The sequence below is a fragment of the Flavobacterium daejeonense DSM 17708 genome (assembly GCF_000425425.1).
Taxonomy (GTDB): domain Bacteria; phylum Bacteroidota; class Bacteroidia; order Flavobacteriales; family Flavobacteriaceae; genus Flavobacterium; species Flavobacterium daejeonense.
Genome location: NZ_KE384374.1, coordinates 117,234 through 139,162, shown reverse-complemented (window position 1 = coordinate 139,162; position 21,929 = coordinate 117,234). Strand labels below are relative to the sequence as shown.

Here is a 21,929-nt window from a genome sequence, read left to right as displayed (position 1 = left end):
TGTTTAACTATTTTTATCATTCAAATGATTAAAAAATGAATATAAATACGCCAAGCAAAACCATTCTGGTAGCACCACTCAACTGGGGACTGGGACATGCCACCCGTTGTATTCCCATTATTAAAGCCTTACAGGACAACAATCATATCCCGATTATTGCCTCAGACGGCATTGCTTTGGACTTATTAAAAAAAGAATTTCCGTACCTGAAATTCCTCGAATTACCTTCCTACGAAATAGAATATGCCAAAAACGCTAAAAACTTCAAATGGAAACTTTTGAAAAATTGCCCAAGAATGATTGAAGCCATTTTGGAAGAAAAAAGATTGGTAAAAAAATGGATTAGTAAATACGAAATCGACGGCATCATTTCCGACAACAGACTGGGGATTTACAACAAAAATGTGCCTTCGGTATTTATCACGCATCAATTGAATGTTTTAACCGGAAATACAACCTGGCTCAGCAGTCTTTTGCATCAGAATATTATTAAAAAATATACCGAATGCTGGGTTCCCGATAATAATGGCAATCCAAATTTAGCCGGGGAATTAAGTCACCTGAAACGTCCTGAATTCAACATTAGATATATTGGTCCATTGAGTAGGATGCACTTAAAAAAAGTGGATACGAAATACGATTTAATGATTCTTCTTTCAGGTCCTGAACCACAAAGAAGTTTATTGGAAGAAAAGTTAAAAAAAGAAATCCAACTTTATAAAGGAAAAGTACTTTTTGTAAAAGGGATTATCGAGAAAGAACAAAAAAAAGAACATCTGGAAAATGTTACTTTTTACAATTTCATGAACAGCCGCCAACTGGAACAAGCCTTAAACGAAAGTGAAATTATTCTTTGTCGTTCCGGATACACCTCGATTATGGATTTGGCTAAACTAAACAAAAAAACTTTTTTTATACCTACTCCGGGACAATACGAACAGGAATATTTAGCTCAAAAATTAAAAAAAGAAGGCCTTGTCCCTTTTAGCGAACAAGACCTTTTTACTATTAAAAACCTTGAAGAATTAGTACATTATAAAGGACTCTCTGAAATAAAATCCGATATAAACTGGACGGCTCTTTTTGAAGTTTTTCTATTAAACAAACACTAATCGACCAAAAAAATGGTCAATTAGTGCGTTTAACATGTTGTCCTAATTAACCCCCGTTATAGGACAACGAAAAAAAACTAACCTAACTAAAACTACTGGTTATGTTATTGTATCGAAACAATTACGAATTCACTTCTTCTGTTTGCCTGATGTTCTTCTTCGGTACAATCTACGCCATCGGCACATTTATTAACCAATTGCGATTCGCCGTATCCTTTTGCCGTTAATCTTGCTGTATCCACTCCGTTTTTGATCAGCCATTCTTTAGTGGAAGCAGCTCTTCTTTCGGAAAGTTTTAAATTATAAGCAGCTGTATTTCTGCTGTCCGTATGTGAACGAATGTCAATTTTAATTGTTGGATTTTGCATCATTACGTCTAAAATTTTAGACAATTCTAAAGCCGCATCCGGACGAATATCTGATTTATTCAAATCAAAGTAGATGATTTTAATACCAAAAGCTTTCGCAATATCATCACCTACCGTTACTTTTTTAAGTGTTTTTTCGATAGTAATCGGGATGATGGTTTTTCCGGTAGCAGCAGTAATTGTTGCCGTAATTTCATCGGTGTTATACGCGTCTTTCTCAGTTTTGATATAATATTTAGCTTCACAATCCACCTGACCAAAATCGAATTCTCCTTTTGCATTTGTAGTTAATGTTTTCAACAATTTGTAACTGCTGTCAAACAGACTTACTTTGGCACCCGAAATCATTTCATGTGTTTCTACATCAGCCACAGTTCCGCTCAGGAATTGCTCGCAAGGATATTCAATTGGGCGTTTTTCTTTTACTTTATAAATATCATCACCACCCATTCCTCCGTCTCTGTTTGAAGTCACATAACCAATTTTAGTTTGCGGACTAAACCACAATCCAAAATCGTCTTTAGAACTATTTAAAGGCTCACCAACATTTAGAACCTCTTTAAAACTACCGTCCTGTCTGGCTTTGGATACAAAAACATCCAAACCTCCCAAACCGGGATGACCGTCTGAGGCAAAATAGAGTTCGTTTTTTTTGGTAATGAAAGGAAAAGTTTCTTTTCCTTCGGTATTTACACCCTTGCCCAGATTTTCAGGAGTTCCAAAAGTTCCGTCGTCATTAATACTTACCTTATAAATATCCGATTGCCCGATTGTTCCCGGCATATCCGAAGCAAAATACAAGGTCTTTTCGTCAGAACTTAAAGCCGGATGGGCTACACTATAATCGTTACTATTAAAAGGCAATTCGGCAATATTATCCCAATTTTCACCGTTTAATGTTGCTTTGTAAATTTTCAGCAAAGTAGTTTCTTTAGCATCGGTACCTCTTTTACCATTATTATAATTATTTCGGGTAAAATAAACGGTTTTTCCGTCTTTGGTAAAAACGGGAGTAGCCTCATGAAACTTGGTATTCAAGTTTTTGAATGCTCTGTGCACATTGGACAACATCCCATCCGAATCGACCGAAGCGGCATATAAATTAGTAAAACCTTCGCCGGTCCAGGGATCCATTCGTTTTACAAAATTTCCGGTATCACGCGCGGTTGAAAAAACTAAATTTCCATTATAATAAGAACTTCCGTAATCAGAATATTTAGAATTAATCCCTGCGTTTTCAATATCGTACCGTCCGGAATTTTTCTTAATTACCTCTAAATAATTTGTCTGACTTTTAGCCAATTTAGCTCTCAAATCATTACCGTTTTCCTTATTGAATTTAGCCATCATTTCATCAGCCTTCTTGTATTCTTTAATTGACTTTAAAGATTGGGCATAACGGTAATAGCATTCCGGAGTGACAATGGTTTCGGTAGCAAAAAGCTCTTTATAATATTTAGCTGCATTTTCTAAATCGCCGCTAAAATAATAGGCATTAGCCAGCTTCAGGAGCATATCCGGAGACTTATACCCTCTTTCATGCATCCTTTCGTAAGTTTTTATTGCATCGATATAAGCAAATCGGTCGTACTCTTTATCGGCTTTATTATCATAACTTACCTGTGCTGTGAGTTGCATAGCAAAAAAACCAAACAACAATATTGATATGTAATGCTTTTTCATAGGTTTAAATTTTATTTTCAGTTGTAACACATGGTATGCTTCGCCAGTTCGCTATTTTATTCATTGGTATTTGCTTTCGCAAAATTTTTGTTAATGGCGATTTCATACGCTTTATTTTTAGAAAAATCTTGGAGTTATAATTCGTTTTTGAATTCTAAATAATTCAAAACGCAAGAATATTTCATGTGAACCGGAATTATAATTTTCCAAAGAAGTAGTGTCAAAATCATAGCTGTAACCTACCAATAATCCATCGGTTATTTGAATTCCTGCCATGGCGGTTACCGCAGCACTCCATCGGTAAGAAAGTCCCAAAGTGAATTTATCCTGCAACAAAACATTAGCAGCTAAATCGACCTGCAAAGGTGCTCCCGATACCATTTTAGCCAAAACACTTGGTTTTAATTTCACATCAGGGCTCACATCAAAAACGTAACCTCCCATTAAATAATAATGCAATCGGTCTTTGTAAGCCGTTGAAGAATTATCATCAAAATGCTTTACGGTCAAGAAATTGGGAACCGAAAAACCAACATACATTTTATCAGAATGATAATAAACTCCCGCTCCAATATTAGGAGAAAACTCATTATCGATGTTATTTTGAAACAACTGATTCCCGGTATTATATCTGTTTAATTTGGTATAATCCACATTCAATAAGTCGGCTGAAGCTTTAATACCAAAAGACAATTTGTAATTTTCAGAAGTAGGAATTGTATAAGACAAATCTACCGCCAGATTATTTTGATCGCCGGCTCCAATTTTATCATTAACAAAAGACACCCCAATTCCCAATCTTGAATTTTCTAAAGGCGCATTAATGGAAAAGGCATTAGTCGTTGGTGCTCCATCTAATCCTACCCATTGTGAACGATGCAACCCAAAAATGCTTGTTACTCCCCTGCTACCGGCATAAGCAGGGTTAATATTAATGGTATTATACATGTAATGGCTGTATTGCGAATCCTGTTGTGCAAAACCAGACACCATTACTAACAACAGAAATAGTATTATAGAATTTGTTTTCATACTCTTAATTTTAATTATTCTAAAAGAACTTTTCTTTTTCGTGTTTTGCATTTATTTAGTTATTAATTAAATGCAGGTATCCCGCCTTATCTTGAGCTTGTCCACTATTTGGATCTACGTATTTTAGTACATAATAGTAAGTACCGCTTGGCAAAGCCTTGGATTGACTTACCGTAGCTCTTCCTTCAGAAATTCCTCTGAAAGCTTTCGTATTATTATCATATCCGTCCACCTCGAACACTTTTACTCCCCAACGGTCAAACACCTGAACAGAATTATTTGGATAACAATCCAATCCTCGTATGTATAAAATCCTTTCATATTCTGAACCTTCATTTGGAGAAACTGCGTTGAAAACCTCAACAACACAACCTTCAACCCCTATTACAGTCGAATCATCTTCTAACGGACTATCGTCATCCGATAAATCCTGAACTATAACTCCCAACGGACTTGTACCATACACAGTAGCCTGATTCATCACATGTCCAGCAATAATATCTTCTTGTGTAATGCTATAACTTGCCGAAAAAGTAGTGGTATCCATCGCTCCGATAGGCATATCAATGATTCCAGAGTTTTCATCAAGTCCTGCCAATTGGTCTTTAATCCAAACATTGCTTAGCGGAACATCTCCCATATTCATGATGGTATAGGTGTACAAAATGGTTTCTCCAATTTGTGCCTGACCGTCCTGATTCTCATCCTGAAATTCCCCTTTTAATATCAGAGCAATTTTTGGTGACTGAGGTAATCCTGTTTCTGTAATTGCATCATTGTCTATTGCTGTTCCGGAAAGATCACTAACCGGATTATTATCCGGATCTAAAGCAGTAACGGTAGCCTGATTACTTACTTTTCCGGCTTCAATGTTGGCTTGAGTAATAGTATAAATTCCTGTGATACCTGAATTAGTAACTCCCGGTGCCAAACTCACAATCGGACTTCCGGTAAGAATTAAACCTGTCATTGGATCCGTTACAACAATATTTGTCAAGTTGGTGTTCCCGGTATTAGTTACCGAAAATGTGTAGCTAATTGTATCCCCAACCTGAGCTTTAGTGGCATTTCCATTATAAACTGCTGTTTTCACTAAGGCAATACTCGAATTATGAGCAACCGGAGTTTCAGTAATATCGTCCGTTGTTAATGTTGTTCCAGACAAATCGGTTACAGTATTATCTTTAGGATCTTTGGCTGTTACCGTAGCCTGATTACTAACTTTTCCGTCATCTACATCATCTTGGGTAATTACATAAGTTCCGGTAATAGCTGTACTGGTAATTCCAGGAGCTAAACTCGCAATTGGGTTGCCTGTAAGGGTTAAACCGCTCATTGAATCTGTAACAACAACATTAGTCAGGGTCGTATTTCCGGTATTTTTCACCGCAAAAGTATAGGTAATTGTTTCACCTAAAAGTCCGGTTCCGGTTCCACTGATTACTGCCGTTTTAATCAAAGCAATGGAAGAAGATTGCGTTAATGGTGTATCAGTGGTATCATCCGTTGTTAAGGTTGTTCCGGACATATCGGTTACATCATTATTTTGAGGGTCTTTGGCTGTTACTGTAGCCTGATTGCTTATTTTTCCTTCATCTACATCATCTTGGGTAATTACATAAGTTCCGGTAATAGCTGTACTGGTAGCATCCGGTGCTAAACTGGCAATAGGATTTCCGGTCAGGATTATACCCGTCATCGGGTCGGTCACAACAACATTAGTCAGAGTTGTGTTTCCGGTATTTTTTACGGTAAAAGTATAATTCACTGTTTCACCTAAAAGTCCGGTTCCGGTTCCACTAATTGTTGCTGTTTTCATCACAGCAATTGAAGAAGATTCCGGCAAGGTAGTTTCTGTACTGGTATCATTGTTTACAGTAGTTCCTGATATATCAAACACATTTACGCCCTGTGGATCCTGTCCTGTAGCTGTAGCTGTATTCGTCACTTTTCCTGCATCAATATCTGCCTGAGTTATTTCATAATCCTGAGTTATTTGTCCGCTTGCAGACGGTGCTAGTGTACTTGGAACTAAAACCAAATTGGTAATACCAAGTTTTACATCGATAATCGCAATATTATCAATCGTTACATTTCCCGTATTCGTTATCGTGAATGTATAAGTAATTTTATCACCTACTTGAGCTTTAGTAGCATCTCCATTATAAACTCCTGTTTTGACGAAAGCAATTGAAGCTGATTTTGGCAAAATAGTTTCCGTACTAATATCATTGCTAACAGTTGTTCCTGAAACATCCTGAACATCGATATCCTGCGGATCTTTTCCGATAGCTATAGCCGAATTAGTTACTTTTCCGGCATTAATATCGGATTGAGTTATAGTATAATCCTGAGTCACCACTCCGGTTGCTGCAGGTGCTAGTGTAGCCGGAATCAAAGACAGATTACTTACTCCCAACTTAGCATCATTAATCACAATATTTTTTACAGTTACATTTCCGGTATTCGTTACCGTGAACGTATAAGTAATTTTATCACCTACTTGAGCTTTAGTCGCATTCCCATTATAAACTCCTGTTTTTACAAAGACTAAAGAAGCCGATTTTGGTATAATTGTTTCGGTACTGGTATCATTATCAACAGCAGTTCCTGATGTATCTGTAACATCAATATTTTGTGGGTCTTTTCCTGTTGCAGTAGCAGTGTTCGTTACGTTTCCGGTATCAATATCAGCCTGAGTAATGGTATAATCCATAGTTGCTACTCCGCTTGCCAATGGTGCTAAAGTGGACGGGCTAACTGCCAGATTGGTAATTCCTAATTTTGTATCATTTATAGTTACATTCTTTATCGTTACGTTTCCGGTATTAGTCACAGTGAACGTATAAGTAATTTTGTCTCCAACTTTAGCTTTAGTTGCATTTCCTTTATAAACTCCTGTTTTCACAAAAGCAATTGAAGCTGATTTGGTAAAAGTTACCTCTGTAGGATTATTTGTAATTTCAGAAGTTCCTGACAAATCAGTCACATTATTATTTTGAGGATCTTTAGCTGTTACTGTGGCCTGATTGCTTACTTTTCCGGCATCAACATCAGCCTGAGTAATAATATAAGTTCCCGTAATTGTTGTATCAGCATCAGGCGCCAAACTGGCAATTAAATTAGACGTAAGTAACAATCCAGGCATTGGATCACTTACTAAAATATTTTTTAAAGTGGTATTTCCTGTATTATGAATTGTAAAAGTATAAGTAATAACATCTCCTACACCTCCTGAACCACCTATACTGGCCGTTTTTACCAAAGCTATAGATGAATTTTGTGTGATTGGAGTTATCGTATTATCATTAGTTCCAATTGTCGTTCCTGATATATCCGTTACATCATTATTTGATGGATCTTTAGCTGTCACCAATGCCGAATTCACTACTTGACCGGCATCTATATCAGCCTGAGTAATAACATAAGTTCCTGTAATTGATGAATCGGTGATACCCGGCGCTATACTGGCAACAGGATTTCCTGTAATAACTAATCCAACCATCGGATCAGTTACCACAACATTAGTCAAAGTTGTTGTTCCGGTATTAGTCACAGCAAAAATATAGGTAATGGTATCTCCTAATCCTCCTGAACCACCTACACTGGCTGTTTTTACCAAAGCAATAGTTGATCTGGCTCCCACAGGAGTCTCAGTCGTATCATCTGTCAATATGGTAGTTCCTGACAAATCAGTAACATCATTATTTTGTGGATCTTTAGCGGTAACTGTAGCCTGATTACTAACTTTTCCAGCATCGAGATCCGTTTGCTTAATACTGTAAGTTCCGGTAATTGCTAAACTTGTTGCTCCCGGAGCCAAACTGGCAATAGGACTACCATTTATTACTAAATCCGGCAATGGATCGGTTATTACAACATTAGTCAATGTGGTGTTTCCGGTATTGGTTACAGCAAAAGTATAAGTTACCGTATCACCTAAACCACCTAATCCCGATACACTTGCTGTTTTTACTAAAGCAATCGATGGATTTTGAGTCACCGGTGTTTCGGTACTGTCATCTGTAGTTACTGTTGTTCCCGAAAGATCCGTAATAATATTACCATGAGGATCTTTGGCGGTTACTGTTGCCTGATTGGTTACTTTTCCGGCATCAACATCAGCCTGAGTAATAATATAAGTACCAGTAATTGTATTATTAGTAGCTCCCGGAGCTAAACTGGCAATTGATCCGCCCGAGATTACCAAACCAGTCATTGGATCGGTTACTACTACATTAGTTAAAGTAGTGTTTCCGGTATTCGTCACTATAAAAGTATAAGTAATCACATCTCCTTTTACTCCGGTTCCGCTTACTACTGCGGTTTTCACCAAGGCGACACCATCCGTTTGTAGTACCTCAGTAGCAGTACAATCAGGACAATCAGGATTTACAGGACAAGTTGTACAAGGAGTTGGATCGGTTGAAGTAGCGGTCAATGGCGTTCCTAAAATACTAATAGCATTTGCAGTAGCTAAATTATAAACCACCCCTTTATCAATATCTGCCTGTGTAATCGTATAAGTTGCCGTGAAAGTAGTGGTATCACTGGCTCCCGGCTCTAAACTGGCTATTGGACCACCGGAAACAGTAGCATTATTATCTGTCAATGTTATATTGCTTACCGTTTTAAAACCAGTATTTTTAACTTCAAATGTATAATCAATTCGGTCACCCGGATTTACTTTTCCATCAGAATTGGCATCCACATAAGTTCCTTCTTTCAGAACTGAAATAGAAGAAGCATTACAATTTAATGTACTTCCGTCACCTCCGTCACTCTCAGAAGTATCCACAAAAGCACCGTAAACATTAATAGAATTGATTACACTGGCTACCGAATTTAAAGTCAGCCTGATTTCGTCAAAAGGCAAAGTCGTTTTGAAACCAACATTATAAACACCCGGAACGGAACCTAAAACATCCAATCCCAAAAGCGATAAATCAATTAATTGTCCTGCTGATTGCGATTCCTGTAAAACACCGTCATTATAAGTACTGATTTGCAAAGATTGGAATAAATTAACCTGAGCCAGCGTCCCTAAATCATCAATTACAAAACCGGCAAAAGTTCCTTTTGGATAAGTAAACAACTGATCTTTTACAGCGACTGATCCAGAACCTACAACTCCGGCAATCAATGTAATATTAGCATAATCCGTTTCGTCTGCTGTTAATAAATTATTGGTATTCGTAACAGCACAAGACACACAGGCAACCCCTTCAACACCCGAGTGATCGGCATCAATAATTACCGGAAAATCAGGATTAGTCAACGTATAAGTCTTATTACACTCTACAACCGGATCACATAATTTCTGGAAAACAGAGTTATACACTTTAACCTCTCCTAAATTTACTGAGACCGTATTTTGAAAAGTAATTTTAACTTCGTCAAAAGGCATTGTAGTCACAAAACCCAGAGTTTGTTTTCCGGTGCTCACTAACAAATCAGTTCCCACAGAAACTAAAGGTCCATTTCCTGTTTTGGTTTCTTGTTGAATTCCATTTAAATAAGTGGTTATAATTACCGAATCCAATGCTCCTACATTAAGTAAAGCAGGATTTTCTATCGTATAACCGGCAAAAATTCCGGCCGGATAATCGGTAATTTGATTTTTTACGGATAAGCTTCCGCTGGTTCCAACACCCACAGCCAGATTAACGCTGGCGTAATTTGTTAAATCGGCATCAATTAAATTATCCTGATTGGTTACCGTACACAAAGCACAAACTAAACCATTAATTCCTGAATTAGCATTATTAACATATACCGGATACGTTGGAGCTGTCATAGGTGTTTGCGTATTACAAGCTAAATCAGGTCCGGCACAAAATTTTTCAAAAACAGCACCATAAACTCTGGTAGTTCCTAAACTCAATCCTACCGTTTGATTGATGGTTAATTTTACTTCATCAAAACTCTGAGAACTCACAAATCCTAATTTGAAACGTCCCGCAGCAGGAAGCAATCCTACATTGGCTAATAAATTATTACCCGAAAATTGCTCTTTCAACACTCCGTCTAAATATGTAGAAACGACTATATTACCTAAAACAGCCAAATCCAATAAACCCGTGTTTTCTATTTCAACCCCTGCATAAGTACCTGCGGGATAATTGGTAACCTGGTCTTTTATAGCGATACTTGCATTAGCCAAAGCACCAATTGTAAAATTAATCGTTGCATAATCTGAATCATCCGCGCTAACAGCGTTTTCAGTATTCGAAACACTTCCTGCAGAAAGTAATCCCGAAAAACCTGTATTAGCCTGATCTATAGTAACCGGATAAGTTGGAAAGCTCATTTTTGTAACCGTATTACAAACCAAATCAGGTCCGGCACTATATTCTTTTATTACAGCATAAAAAATATTAGTAGCACTTAATAAAGACACTGTTCCATTTAAAACGATTTCAACCGCATCAAATGATTTTAAAGTGTTAAAACCTACTAAATTTTCATTTGTCCCGGAAAGCAAACTCAAACTTAACAATCCATTTCCGGAATTTGCTTCCTGAAGAACCCCATCAAGATAGGTTCTTATTGTTATCCCGTTTAATAAATCCAAACTAAGAACCTGACTTCCGGTTCCTATTTTAAAACCTGTAAACGTTCCCGGAACATAACTTTTATTTAAAGTTCCGTCAGTAACTCGTAATCTATTAACAACACCTACACTAAGTACACCTGTGCTTGCAGTCGCATAATTAGTTAAATCAGCATCAATTAAATTAGCCTCATTGCTTACTCCGCAACCCACACACAAAACTGCTGTTGTATTTTCACTAACAGACAAATTAGCAAAGTTCGAAGACACAAAAGGAACTGGGTCGTCAGCATTATTTTGTCCGTATGAATTTAAGGACAATAAAAGAAACCCTAAAAACAAAGCCAACATATTAAGCTTAGCAGTTAACTGTAAGATTTTAATTGGCTCATTATTTAATAAATTAAAGTAATTATTTCTCATAATCTAAAGCATTTGATTTTGATTGTAAATCTTATTTTAGCTGATTTTATCCGAATAGTAAGACTATAAAAAACCTAAAATTCAGCAGCAATAACGATTCATTCACAAAATTAAATTAATGAATATCGAAAATCGGAGAAAACAAGTAGATATAAACCTACAAGAAAGGGAAATAAAATCGATTAACATCCTGATAAAATTCAATTCTTAAATCGATTAATTCTTACAAAAAAAATTTGTATATATTGATATATTTGTAAAGCGATAGTTTTTATCACCACAAACTATTCATTACAATCCTTTTCATCCAGCAATTAACAACGTTTAGTATTCTCTATAAAATTGAATCCAGCTAAAACAAATACCATTACTTTTTTAATTATAATACTAACAGCCTGTTCGATGTTGATAGTAGTTAACTTCTACACGATAAAAACACTTTCAGCCACAAGAGCTTATGTAAACGGAGAATCACGCTACTCCAAAGGACATAATGTTGCCACCCGCAATTTGATAAATTATGTTTTCACCTCAAAAGAAGAATATTGGACAAAATTTGTTTCTAACATCAATATTCCGCTGGGAGATAAAAAAGCCCGAATAGCATTAACAAAAAAACTAGATACCGAAACAATCAAGCAGGGTTTTAGAGAAGGTAAAAATCATGAAGAGGATTTAAATGATATGATTTGGCTTTTTAACAATTTTAAAAGTCTGTGGTTTTTACAAAATGCCATTGAGGAATGGAAACATGGAGACTACTTAAATACACAATTATACAATAGAGGTTTTGCACTACACCGATTAATAGAAAAACAAAAACTAGATTTAGCAACAAAAATCAAAATTCTGGAAGAGCTGGACAAACTCAGTCACAGTATTACCCGTAGTGAAGAGCGTTTTTCAGAACTCATGGGCGACGGTACCCGCAAAACCAATTATTACCTTTTGCTGACCAACATTTTTTTTATCTGTATTATTATATGTTCTATCAGCGTTTATTATAGCGGAATGCTCAAAAAAATTATCAAATCCAAACAGGAATTAAAACAACAAAAAATACAACTGGAAGCCATCATTAATGATTTAGAAAGAACCAAACTGGAATTATACACCGAAATTATTCAACACAAAAAAATCATCGGAACCATTAGCCATGATATTCGCAGTCCGTTAAAATACATCCAGCTTATTGCTAAACATTTGAGCAGCAATACCAAAAAAGCAAAAAATCCCGAAACTTACAAATACGCAAGTACCATTTACAAATCCTCTTCGCAACTGTATGATTTTACCAAAACGCTTATCGAATATTCCAAAATATACATCGAAGACCGGGATTACAACCAGCAAGAGTACTCTGTTTATGATTTGATTGAAAGCAAAAAAATTTTTTTTGAAGAAATTGCCGCAAATAATGACACTCAAATTATAAATAAGACCGATAATACTTTAAATTCGGACATTAATATCAGAATCATTTCAATCATCATCCATAATTTATTAGACAATGCCATAAAAAATACGAATTCAGGAAGTATCGAAATTGGTGCCTCATCCGATACTGAAAAAATCACCTATTGGGTAAAAGATACCGGCACAGGAATGAGTCAGGAAATTATAGACTATTATACTAATTTATTTAAAAACAGAGACCCCGAAAAACTAATCTTAAGCACTTATGGAATTGGTCTGCATTTAGTACTAGAACTTTTGATAATACTAAAAGGAGACATCTCTTTTTCAAACCCTACTAATGATGGAACTACTGTAACCATTAATATTAACTTTAAACAAAACAAGTCCTTAATTTAAAGAAAGAAGTTATGCAAAAAGAAATCCTTATAGTAGACGACCATCTTGTTGTAAGAACTGGTGTTTCTATCATATTAGAAGAAAAAGTCAAACACATTTCTATTTCTACAACTGATAATTTTAGTGACACCATTAAACTCTTAAAACAAAAAGAATTTGATTTAATTATACTCGACATCAATATCCCCGGCGGAAGAAATACGCTAATGATTGAAGAAATCAAAAACATTCAGCCTGAAGTTAAAATACTTATCTTTTCGGTTTATGAAGAAGAAACTCATGCCTGTCCGTACATCATTGCCGGAGCTAATGGTTACCTGAACAAATTAAGCGATAAAAAGAAACTCACTAATGCCGTAGAAAGCATCTTAAAAACCGGAAATTATTTAACTCCCGATATTATTAAAGATCTCGTAAAAGCTTCTACAAATAAAGAAAGTATCAATCCGCTGGATAAACTATCCAAAAGAGAAAAAGAGATTTCGGAACTACTGGTTCATGGAGACGGAAATATTGAAATTGCCAATAAATTAAACATCCAACTCACCACAGTTAGCACCCATAAAAACAAAATTTTCAGCAAATTAAACATCCGAAATATTGTAGAACTCATTACCTTATACAATAAATCTATAGGACTGGAAGGCTAACTATTTTTATTAAAAAATAAAAAATCAGGTTCTTCTCATTGAAAACCTGATTTTTTATTTTTTAATAAAATCAATTATTTATCTTCAAACTTTTCGTGTTTGATAATTTTGGCATGAACCATAAAATACACATATTCAGCAATATTGCTGCAATGTTCCGAAATACGTTCTAAATGTTTTAAAACCAAAACCAGATTGGTTCCGGAAACCACAACCTTAGAATTGGTTTTCATTTCGTTGATAATGGCTCCTATAACCTCATCTACCTTAGCCTTAATTGCATAATTTAAAGGAAAAACAGACGAAATAACCTCAGAATCGCGGGTTAAAAAACATTCATTTGTTTTTACCATCACCACTTCGACTTCTCTGGCAATGGTAGCAATATCAAATTTTGCTATCAAATCGTGTTTTTCTTTTATGCTTTTATTTTTTTTGATGATACTAATGGCCAAATCGCCTATGCGCTCCATCTCATTGCTAATTTGCAACGAAGCCATGATAAATCGCAAATCAGAGGCAACAGGCTGTTGCAAAGCAAAAATTCTTTGACAAATTTCGTCAATCTTAACATCCAATTTATCAATTTTGCTCTCAACTTTTTTTACTTCTTTCCCTTCGGCAACCGATTCAGAAAGCAAGGCCTTAACCGATTCATTCACCTGGTTTTCAGCTAAAGCTCCGATTTTTTGAATTACATTTTTTAACTTATCTAATTCTATTTCAAAGTGTGTCATTCTGTACTTTATTTTTTTAAAAATATTAAGACTGAAATTATAAAAAACAATTATAAACTATTTCTATAATTTTATCCAAATCTACCCGTGATATAATCCTCAGTTTGCTTTTTGGCCGGTTTGGTAAAAATAGCATCTGTTTTACCCATCTCAATTAATTCTCCCATATAAAAGAAAGCCGTATGATCGCTTACACGCGCTGCCTGCTGCATGTTATGCGTAACAATCAAAATCGTGTATTTCTCTTTCAGTTCGTGAACTAATTCTTCAATTTTAGAAGTCGAAATAGGATCCAAAGCACTTGCCGGTTCATCCATAAGAATAATATCCGGATTTACAGCCAAAGTTCGGGCAATACACAAACGTTGTTGCTGACCTCCTGAAAGTCCCAAAGCCGAGTCGCCCAATCGGTCTTTCAATTCGTCCCAAATAGCTGCCTGTCTTAAAGAGGTTTCAACTATTTCATCTAACTCTCTTTTATCGGTAATTCCGTTAATTCGGGAACCGTAAATAACATTTTCATAAATGGATTTCGGGAAAGGATTTGATTTTTGAAAAACCATCCCGATTTTTTTTCGGATGTTTACCACATCTACATTTTTATCGTAAATATCGACACCTTCTACAAGCATCTGCCCGGTAATAGAAACACTCGGAATCAAATCATTCATTCGGTTAATGCATCTCAAAAAAGTTGATTTCCCACAACCGGAAGGCCCAATTAAAGCAGTCACTTTATTAGCCGGCACCTGCATCGAAATCTCCTTTAATGCTTTCTTTTCACCATAATACAATGACAAATCATTTACTTGTATTTTTACGTCTTTCATTTTTATTTTATTATATCTAAAAGTAAATTTTAACAACTAATAAGCAAAATTATTTTGCTTTTCTTCTAATTCTGGATCTGATTACGACTGCAATTACGTTAAGAGACAAAGTAAGAATCAATAACACCAAAGTTGTTGCGAACTGAATAGGCATTGTTTTTTCCACATCAGAAGACTGCGTCGCCATAATATAAATATGGTAACCCAAATTCATAAACTGGTCGCTCAAAGAACCCGGCAATGTAGCCAAATAATAAGCCGCTCCGGTAAATAAAATAGGTGCTACCTCTCCGGCACCTCTGCTCACCGCAAGAATGGTTCCGGTCATAATTCCCGAAACCGACCCCGGAAGCACTACATTTTTGATGGTTTGCCATTTGGTTGCTCCCAAGGCCAAACTCGCTTCACGCAATTCTCTTGGAATCGTTTTTAAAGCTTCTTCCACCGAAACAATAATTACCGGCAAGGTCAAAAGAGACATCGTTAAACTCGCCCAAAGAATATTAGGTTGTCCCCATCGTAATTCACCTCCGTTAAAAGCAGTATCAAAACCCGTTCCAACGAATTGGATAAAAAATCCAAGTCCGAAAAGTCCAAAAATAATCGAAGGAACTACCGCTAAAGTTCGAACCGAAAAACGAACTGCCGCCGCAAATTTGGAACTTTCGCTGGCATATTCCGTCAAATAAATCGCTGTAATTGTACCGAAAGGAACAGCTGCCAACGACATTACAATCACCATGATAAAAGTACCAATCAAAGCCGGAAAAATTCCTCCTTCGGTCATCCCATTGGTTGGAAAAGAACTAATAAATTCCCAGGAGAATTTTTCGCGTCCTTCATATATTATAATTCCCAAAATCACAAAAAGCACTGCGATTATGGTATAAACAGCCAATTGTGTGGCCCCTACAATCAGTTTTCCTTTTAAATCTGAAGACTTATTTTGAGTTGAAAGCAAAGAACTATTCATTTCTGTAGTTGTTGTTTCCATGTTTTATTTCCCTTGAAATTTCTTAATTAATTTACCCTTTACATAAAATTCGGCCAACGCATTTAATCCAAAAGAAAAAATGAATAATAGAGATCCTATAAAAAACAACACGCTGTAATGTGTTTCACCAAAAACGGTCTCAGCCATTTCTGCTCCGATTGTTGCCGCAAAGGTTCGCACACTTTCAAATGGATTTGCCGACATCAAAGCTGCATTTCCGGTTGCCATCAAAGCAATCATGGTTTCTCCAAAAACCCTTCCTACTCCTAATAACAAAGCGGCAAAAATCCCGGGAGTCGCCGCAGGCAATACCACATAAAAGGCCGTTTGCCATTTATTAGCTCCTAATGCTAAACTTGCTTCAGTATAGGTTTTTGGAATAGAAGAAAGCGCATCTTCAGAAATTGTATAAATAATTGGAATCGCCGCTAAAGCCATCGCAACACCACCTACAAAAGCATTTAATCGGGAATCATACCCAAAAATGTCCTGAAAGAAAGTAGCCATTACCATCAAAGCAAAGAAACCAATAACAACTGATGGAAAAGCAGCTAACATTTCTATAATTGGTTTAATGATTTCCTTAGTTCGTTTAGAAGCAAAACAAGAAGTATAAAGCGCTGCCAAAATAGCAATTGGTCCTGCAATAAGCATCGAAATAATGGTTACTTTCAGCGTTCCGATAAGTAAACTTAACAAACCAAATCTCGGGTTTTCGGAAACCGGAACCCAATCCGGAGTTAATAAAGTATCCCAAATTGAGTTTGATTTTTCCTCCTTAGCTGTACCTTCTGCCGAATCATTATTTTCCACTAATGGTTCTGCCTGAACATCTCCATAAGTTTCCGGTTGTAAATCCTCTTTCTCTACGCCACCGTAAGACTCTGGTTGTAAATCTTCCTTTTCAACACCACCGTAAGATTCAGGTTGTAAATCTTCTGTTTCCAAACCACCATAAGACTCTGGTTGTAAATCTTCCGTTTCAACACCACCGTAAGATTCGGGTTGGTCTCCTGAGACAGAAGCAGATTGCTGCATTTCAACTTTTACTGATTCTTTTCCTAAACTAAAAATTGGCAAAGACTCTTTAAAAACAAAAATAAAAATCAAAAAGATGATAGCTATCGACAAAAATGCAACCGAAGAAATTATTTTCTCAGCCAAAAATTCGGAAAGTCGGAATTGTTTTTTCAGACCCTCCCTGGTAAAATTTTGTTTACTCGAAATTGGAGAACTCATTTTAAAAATTTAGAATTTATAAAATACGACAAATCCTTTATCAGTTGTAGTGATAAAGGACTGTCTTCATTTATTTTGTATTATTTTACCGGGAAATATCCAGTTTCAACAACTAATTTTTGTCCTTCCGGGCTTAAAATCCAGTCAATAAAAGCTTTAGTTTCTCCTGTAGGTCTTGATTTCAAATACATAAACAAGTATCTTGAAATCGGATAAGTTTTGTTTTTAATGGTAGCAGCAGTTGGCAACACTCCTTTGCTTTTAGCATCTTTCTTTACTTTACAATCTTTTACTCCTTCTGCATAAGCAGCACCACCGTAACCTACACTGTATTTATCTTTAGCTACTGCATTAACAATTGCAGCAGTTCCAGGCAAAGTTTGAACGTTAGCAACAAAATCTCCTTTTACTACATGCTCTCTGAAAAACTCAAAAGTACCAGAGCTGCTTTCTCTTCCGTACAAACGGATTTTAGCATCATCCCCACCTACTTGTTTCCAGTTAGTAATTTTTCCGGAATAAATATCTCCTAATTGCTGAATTGTTAACTCAGAAACTTTGTTGTTTTTGTTTAAGAAAACAGACAATCCATCTTTAGCACATGGAATTTCAATTCCTGCTGTTTTATATTTTGCTTTCAATTTTTGAACCTCAGCCGGTTTAATAGGACGACTTGCATTAGCAATTTCTGTAGAACCATTCAACAAAGCTGCTAAACCAACACCTGAACCTCCTCCGGTAACCTGAATCACAGTTCCCGGATGTTTTGCCATATATACTTCTGCCCATTTTTGAGACAAAATTACCATCGTATCAGACCCCTTTACAGTGATTTTTTTCAACGCTGTAAAAGACAATCCAACCATCATGATTACAGCTAAAAATGCGTATAATTTTAAATTTGACTTTTTCATTTTCTTTGTTTTAATTTTGATACAAAAGTACACTAGATACTTCGCTTCAATGTTAAGTTAATATTATCTAATTGTTAGTGTATTAATAAATTACAATCCAATTTCCACCTGACCACGTACATACCAGGTTCCTATATTGTCTCCTGAAATGTATTTGTCATTTCTATAAGAAACCTCGGTTTGCACTTTTAATTTGTGACCTAAAATATATTTCGACAAACCTAAAGCATACTCATCAGCATCAGGATTAGTAGCCTGAATTTCACTAGCTGCTTTTTGAATAGAATATCGGGCTGCGATTTGGTAATTGGACGGAAAAACATAGCTTAACTGCGTATCCACTCCGTGACCTGTAAAAACTGTTTGTATTTTAGTAATATCCAAAGGATTTACTGTAGTTGGATCATCGCACATAGCCGACATATAAGCTCCGATAAGCGACCAGCCATTGTATTTTAACATCGTATCAAAAAACAACGATTTAATAGTTCTTGCTTCGTACAACTCACTTCCTAATTGCCCTTGTTTTCTTAAAGCGTGATTATTTTGAGAAAAAGCTCCCGAAACCATCCATTTTACTGATTTTTCTCTTTCTAAATCAGCTTCGAAATTCGAACCGTGTTTTGTAAATGAACCTAAAGGAAACAATTCAGCTTTTGCAGTTAAAGCAATTCCGTCATCTTCCGTTTTAACCCAGTTTCTTCCTTCTCCTTTAGTCAAAGCTCCTTTGAATGAGTAAGCAAACTTAGATGGATTTTCATGACTATAATCTACAAAAAGCCCAAAGTCACGATCGATATTAAATCTGGAGTTATTAATACTTCGATCCGTAAATTCCAGAGCTCCCGAAGAAATCACACGTTGATTATTTCCAGGTAATTTTGTTTGTCCAAAAGCAATAGTCCAGTTTTTAGTAGGATGGTAAAAGAATACTGCATCCAGAATTACATTTCCATTTTTATTGTCTAAGGTTACCATATCCCTAGCCGCAAAACCTAATTCTATTTTATATCCAAATTTTGGATTATAAACAAAACCGTCCAATTTCAAACGCATTCTTCTTACTTCACCTTCATAAAAACCGGTTTCTCCTTCTGTTTTTTCAAATCCGGCACGACTTTGAATTCTAAAACCAATATTTACCTGAAATAGGCTGTCGGCCGCTGTAAAACCTAATTTCTTTTTATTAACATTATAGCCTTCTGAAGTTTTTTTTCCTTCTTGAGCTAAAGTCACCATTGAACACATCAACAGTATAACAAATAATTTCTTTTTCATTTTAACTTAGAATCAATATTGTATTATTTTAATGCAAACCTAATATTAAACTTTCTTTTAAATATTAAGCCTGAGTTACCTTTAAGACACCACAACGTAAAGATTTGTTCACATTAGACAAATAACAATGTCAGAAAAACGAGATTTAAAAACAACAAAACCCAGTATTCATAAGACCTAACAAGTTGTTTTATTGCTTAACAATTTATTAACATTGAAAAAATGCTATTTTTTATTCTTCCCAAAAGCAACAATCTGGCTTAAATTTTGAGTAAAAAGCAAAAAAATAAGGGCGCAGTTCTAATGAACTACACCCTTATTTATTAAGACAAAAAACAGACTCAATTATTCATCATCATCTTCTTCCTCCTCTTCGTCTATTATTTTTTTAGGCTCCTTTTTTTCTTCTTTTACTCCTGCCTTTTCAACCGTAAAAGAAAACTCTGAACCAATACCGAATTCACTCTCTACATAAATTTTTTCTTTATGCGCTTCGATGATGTGTTTCACAATTGCCAGCCCCAAACCGGAACCTCCTTCGGCACGGGAACCACTTTTGTTCACGCGATAAAACCGCTCAAACAATCTCGGGATATTTTGTTGTTCAATTCCTTCACCGTCATCACTGATGCGAACCAAAACCTTTTCTTTAGTCAAATTCACCACAGCCACTTCGGTGACACCTCCTTTTTTTCCGTACTTAATAGAATTGACAATTAAATTTTCAATTACCTGCTGAATTCTATCTTTATCAGCTCTGACAAAATTGGGACGAATGTATTCGTTTTCGAAAGCTAGCGATATTTTTTTCTTATCGGCTTTCATTTCCAATAAGTCAAAAACATTGCGAATCAATTCGACAATATCAAATTCGGTAATCTCCAAATTTAAATCTCCCGATTCTAATTTGGTAATCATATCCAAATCTTCTACTATATATATAAGACGCTCGACACCTTTATCGGCTCGTTTTAAATATTTTTTTCGAATGGTTTTGTCATCCATCGCTCCGTCTAATAACGTAGAGATATAACCCTGAACGGTAAAAAGAGGTGTTTTTAATTCATGTGAAATATTTCCCAGAAACTCTCTTCGGTATTCCTCACGAACCTGTAGCATTTCTATTTCCAGTTTTTTATCGGTAGCAAACTTTTTAACCTCTCGGGTCAAAGTTTCCATGTCGGTAGTTATGGGCTGATTAATCAATGTGCTGGATTCTAACAAAGAAACATCGTCGTAGATTTTTTTCACCCTTCGGTAAATAAAACGTTCTACCCGATATTGCAACACCAAAAAAGAAAAGAGGTAAATAGCAAAAACAAAAATGATCCCAAAAACCCAGAGACTTTTAGGATCAACTTTAAAAATTATCATTGCCAAACCGAGAACAAAAGCAGTAGAAAAAAGACTGATGTAAAATGCCGATTTTATGGCAAACTTATAGGTTTTTTTAAAACTTATTTTCATTGAATAATTATATCAGGTTACTTCAAAGATAATAACAATTATACTTCAAATTTGTAACCTACCCCTTTTATCGTTTTAAAAAGGTCATCACCAATTTTCTCGCGTAGTTTTCTAATGTGGACATCAATCGTTCTTCCGCCTACTACCACTTCGTTCCCCCAAACCTTATCTAAGATTTCATCTCTTTTAAAAACCTTACCTGGTTTAGAAGCCAAAAGATAAAACAATTCGAATTCTTTGCGAGGCAAAGCAATCTCTACATCGTCTTTGATGATCTTATATTCTTCCCGATTAATTTCGATTCCGCCTACATTTAGCGTTTCGCTGTCCTGAGCACCTTCTTCTTTTAATCTTCTTAATAAAGCTTTTACTTTACTTACTAATAACTTTGGCTTAATTGGTTTCGTAATATAATCATCGGCTCCGGCATCAAACCCGGCCACCTGAGAATAATCTTCACTTCTTGCTGTTAGAAAAGTAATGATTACATCACTCAGTTCAGGAATGGCCCGGATGTTTTCACAGGCTTCCATTCCGTCCATTTCAGGCATCATGACATCCATTATAATTAGATTAGGCAATTCTTTTTTAGCCTTAGCTATCGCTTCTTTTCCATTAGAGGCTGTAACAATTTGGTAGCCTTCCTGAGTCAAATTATAACCTACAATTTCTAAAATATCTGGTTCGTCATCTACCAGTAAAATCTTCGTGTTTTTCTTTTTCATAATCTAGCAAATTTTCTTTTGCGTTGTAAATGTAACAATAAAAAAACAGCATAAAACTCCTGTTAACCGTAATTTAAAAAGATAACAATTTGGTAATATTTTACCAACA

Annotated in this window: 14 protein-coding genes; 3 read left to right on the top strand and 11 right to left on the bottom strand. The window is 35.7% G+C overall.

The window, feature by feature from the left end:
* The first annotated feature begins 35 nt into the window (after nt 1-35).
* Complete coding sequence (locus H599_RS0118335; RefSeq protein WP_026715441.1) at nt 36-1,112, top strand: glycosyltransferase; 1,077 nt, start codon at nt 36-38, stop codon at nt 1,110-1,112.
* Between the two features lie 104 nt (nt 1,113-1,216).
* Here the strand turns inward: H599_RS0118335 and H599_RS0118330 are convergent, their stop codons facing one another.
* The 3 genes from H599_RS0118330 to H599_RS20455 form a co-directional block, all read right to left on the bottom strand.
* Nucleotides 1,217-3,163 (bottom strand): OmpA family protein, encoded by a 1,947-nt coding sequence (locus tag H599_RS0118330; protein ID WP_026715440.1) that lies wholly within the window; start codon nt 3,161-3,163, stop codon nt 1,217-1,219.
* Between the two features lie 117 nt (nt 3,164-3,280).
* Nucleotides 3,281-4,195 (bottom strand): PorP/SprF family type IX secretion system membrane protein, encoded by a 915-nt coding sequence (locus H599_RS0118325; protein WP_026715439.1) that lies wholly within the window; start codon nt 4,193-4,195, stop codon nt 3,281-3,283.
* Nucleotides 4,196-4,250: 55 nt separating this feature from the next.
* Complete coding sequence (locus H599_RS20455; protein ID WP_026715438.1) at nt 4,251-11,171, bottom strand: DUF7507 domain-containing protein; 6,921 nt, start codon at nt 11,169-11,171, stop codon at nt 4,251-4,253.
* A 402-nt stretch (nt 11,172-11,573) separates the two neighbouring features.
* Between H599_RS20455 and H599_RS0118315 the strand changes: the two genes are divergently transcribed.
* Together H599_RS0118315 and H599_RS0118310 are read left to right on the top strand one after the other, a co-directional pair.
* Entirely contained in the window at nt 11,574-12,986 is a 1,413-nt protein-coding gene (locus H599_RS0118315; RefSeq protein WP_026715437.1) for a sensor histidine kinase, read from the top strand.
* 11 nt (nt 12,987-12,997) lie between these two features.
* On the top strand, nt 12,998-13,636 hold the full coding sequence (locus tag H599_RS0118310) for a response regulator (protein WP_026715436.1): 639 nt from the start codon (nt 12,998-13,000) through the stop codon (nt 13,634-13,636).
* Between the two features lie 74 nt (nt 13,637-13,710).
* On the opposite strand, the gene phoU is transcribed toward H599_RS0118310, so the two are convergent.
* The 8 genes from phoU to H599_RS0118270 form a co-directional block, all read right to left on the bottom strand.
* Nucleotides 13,711-14,373, bottom strand: a complete 663-nt coding sequence (gene phoU / locus H599_RS0118305; RefSeq protein WP_035141944.1) for a phosphate signaling complex protein PhoU — start codon at nt 14,371-14,373, stop codon at nt 13,711-13,713.
* A gap of 71 nt (nt 14,374-14,444) precedes the next feature.
* Nucleotides 14,445-15,203, bottom strand: coding sequence for a phosphate ABC transporter ATP-binding protein PstB (gene pstB, locus H599_RS0118300; RefSeq protein ID WP_035141942.1), 759 nt, complete (start codon nt 15,201-15,203; stop codon nt 14,445-14,447).
* A gap of 49 nt (nt 15,204-15,252) precedes the next feature.
* The gene (gene pstA / locus H599_RS0118295) at nt 15,253-16,197 is read right to left on the bottom strand and encodes a phosphate ABC transporter permease PstA (protein WP_081810603.1); all 945 of its coding nucleotides are present in this window, start codon (nt 16,195-16,197) and stop codon (nt 15,253-15,255) included.
* 3 nt (nt 16,198-16,200) lie between these two features.
* Nucleotides 16,201-17,436 carry a phosphate ABC transporter permease subunit PstC gene (pstC, locus tag H599_RS0118290; RefSeq protein ID WP_051590812.1) on the bottom strand — a complete coding sequence of 412 codons (1,236 nt, stop codon included), beginning with the start codon at nt 17,434-17,436 and terminating at the stop codon, nt 16,201-16,203.
* A gap of 80 nt (nt 17,437-17,516) precedes the next feature.
* Nucleotides 17,517-18,350, bottom strand: a complete 834-nt coding sequence (locus tag H599_RS0118285; RefSeq protein WP_026715431.1) for a phosphate ABC transporter substrate-binding protein — start codon at nt 18,348-18,350, stop codon at nt 17,517-17,519.
* Between the two features lie 90 nt (nt 18,351-18,440).
* Nucleotides 18,441-19,628 carry a porin gene (locus tag H599_RS0118280; RefSeq protein WP_026715430.1) on the bottom strand — a complete coding sequence of 396 codons (1,188 nt, stop codon included), beginning with the start codon at nt 19,626-19,628 and terminating at the stop codon, nt 18,441-18,443.
* 345 nt (nt 19,629-19,973) lie between these two features.
* The gene (locus H599_RS20170; protein WP_051590811.1) at nt 19,974-21,095 is read right to left on the bottom strand and encodes a sensor histidine kinase; all 1,122 of its coding nucleotides are present in this window, start codon (nt 21,093-21,095) and stop codon (nt 19,974-19,976) included.
* A 38-nt stretch (nt 21,096-21,133) separates the two neighbouring features.
* A complete protein-coding gene (locus H599_RS0118270) occupies nt 21,134-21,820 on the bottom strand; it encodes a response regulator transcription factor (protein ID WP_026715429.1) in 687 nt (228 codons plus the stop codon).
* Nucleotides 21,821-21,929: the final 109 nt, after the last annotated feature.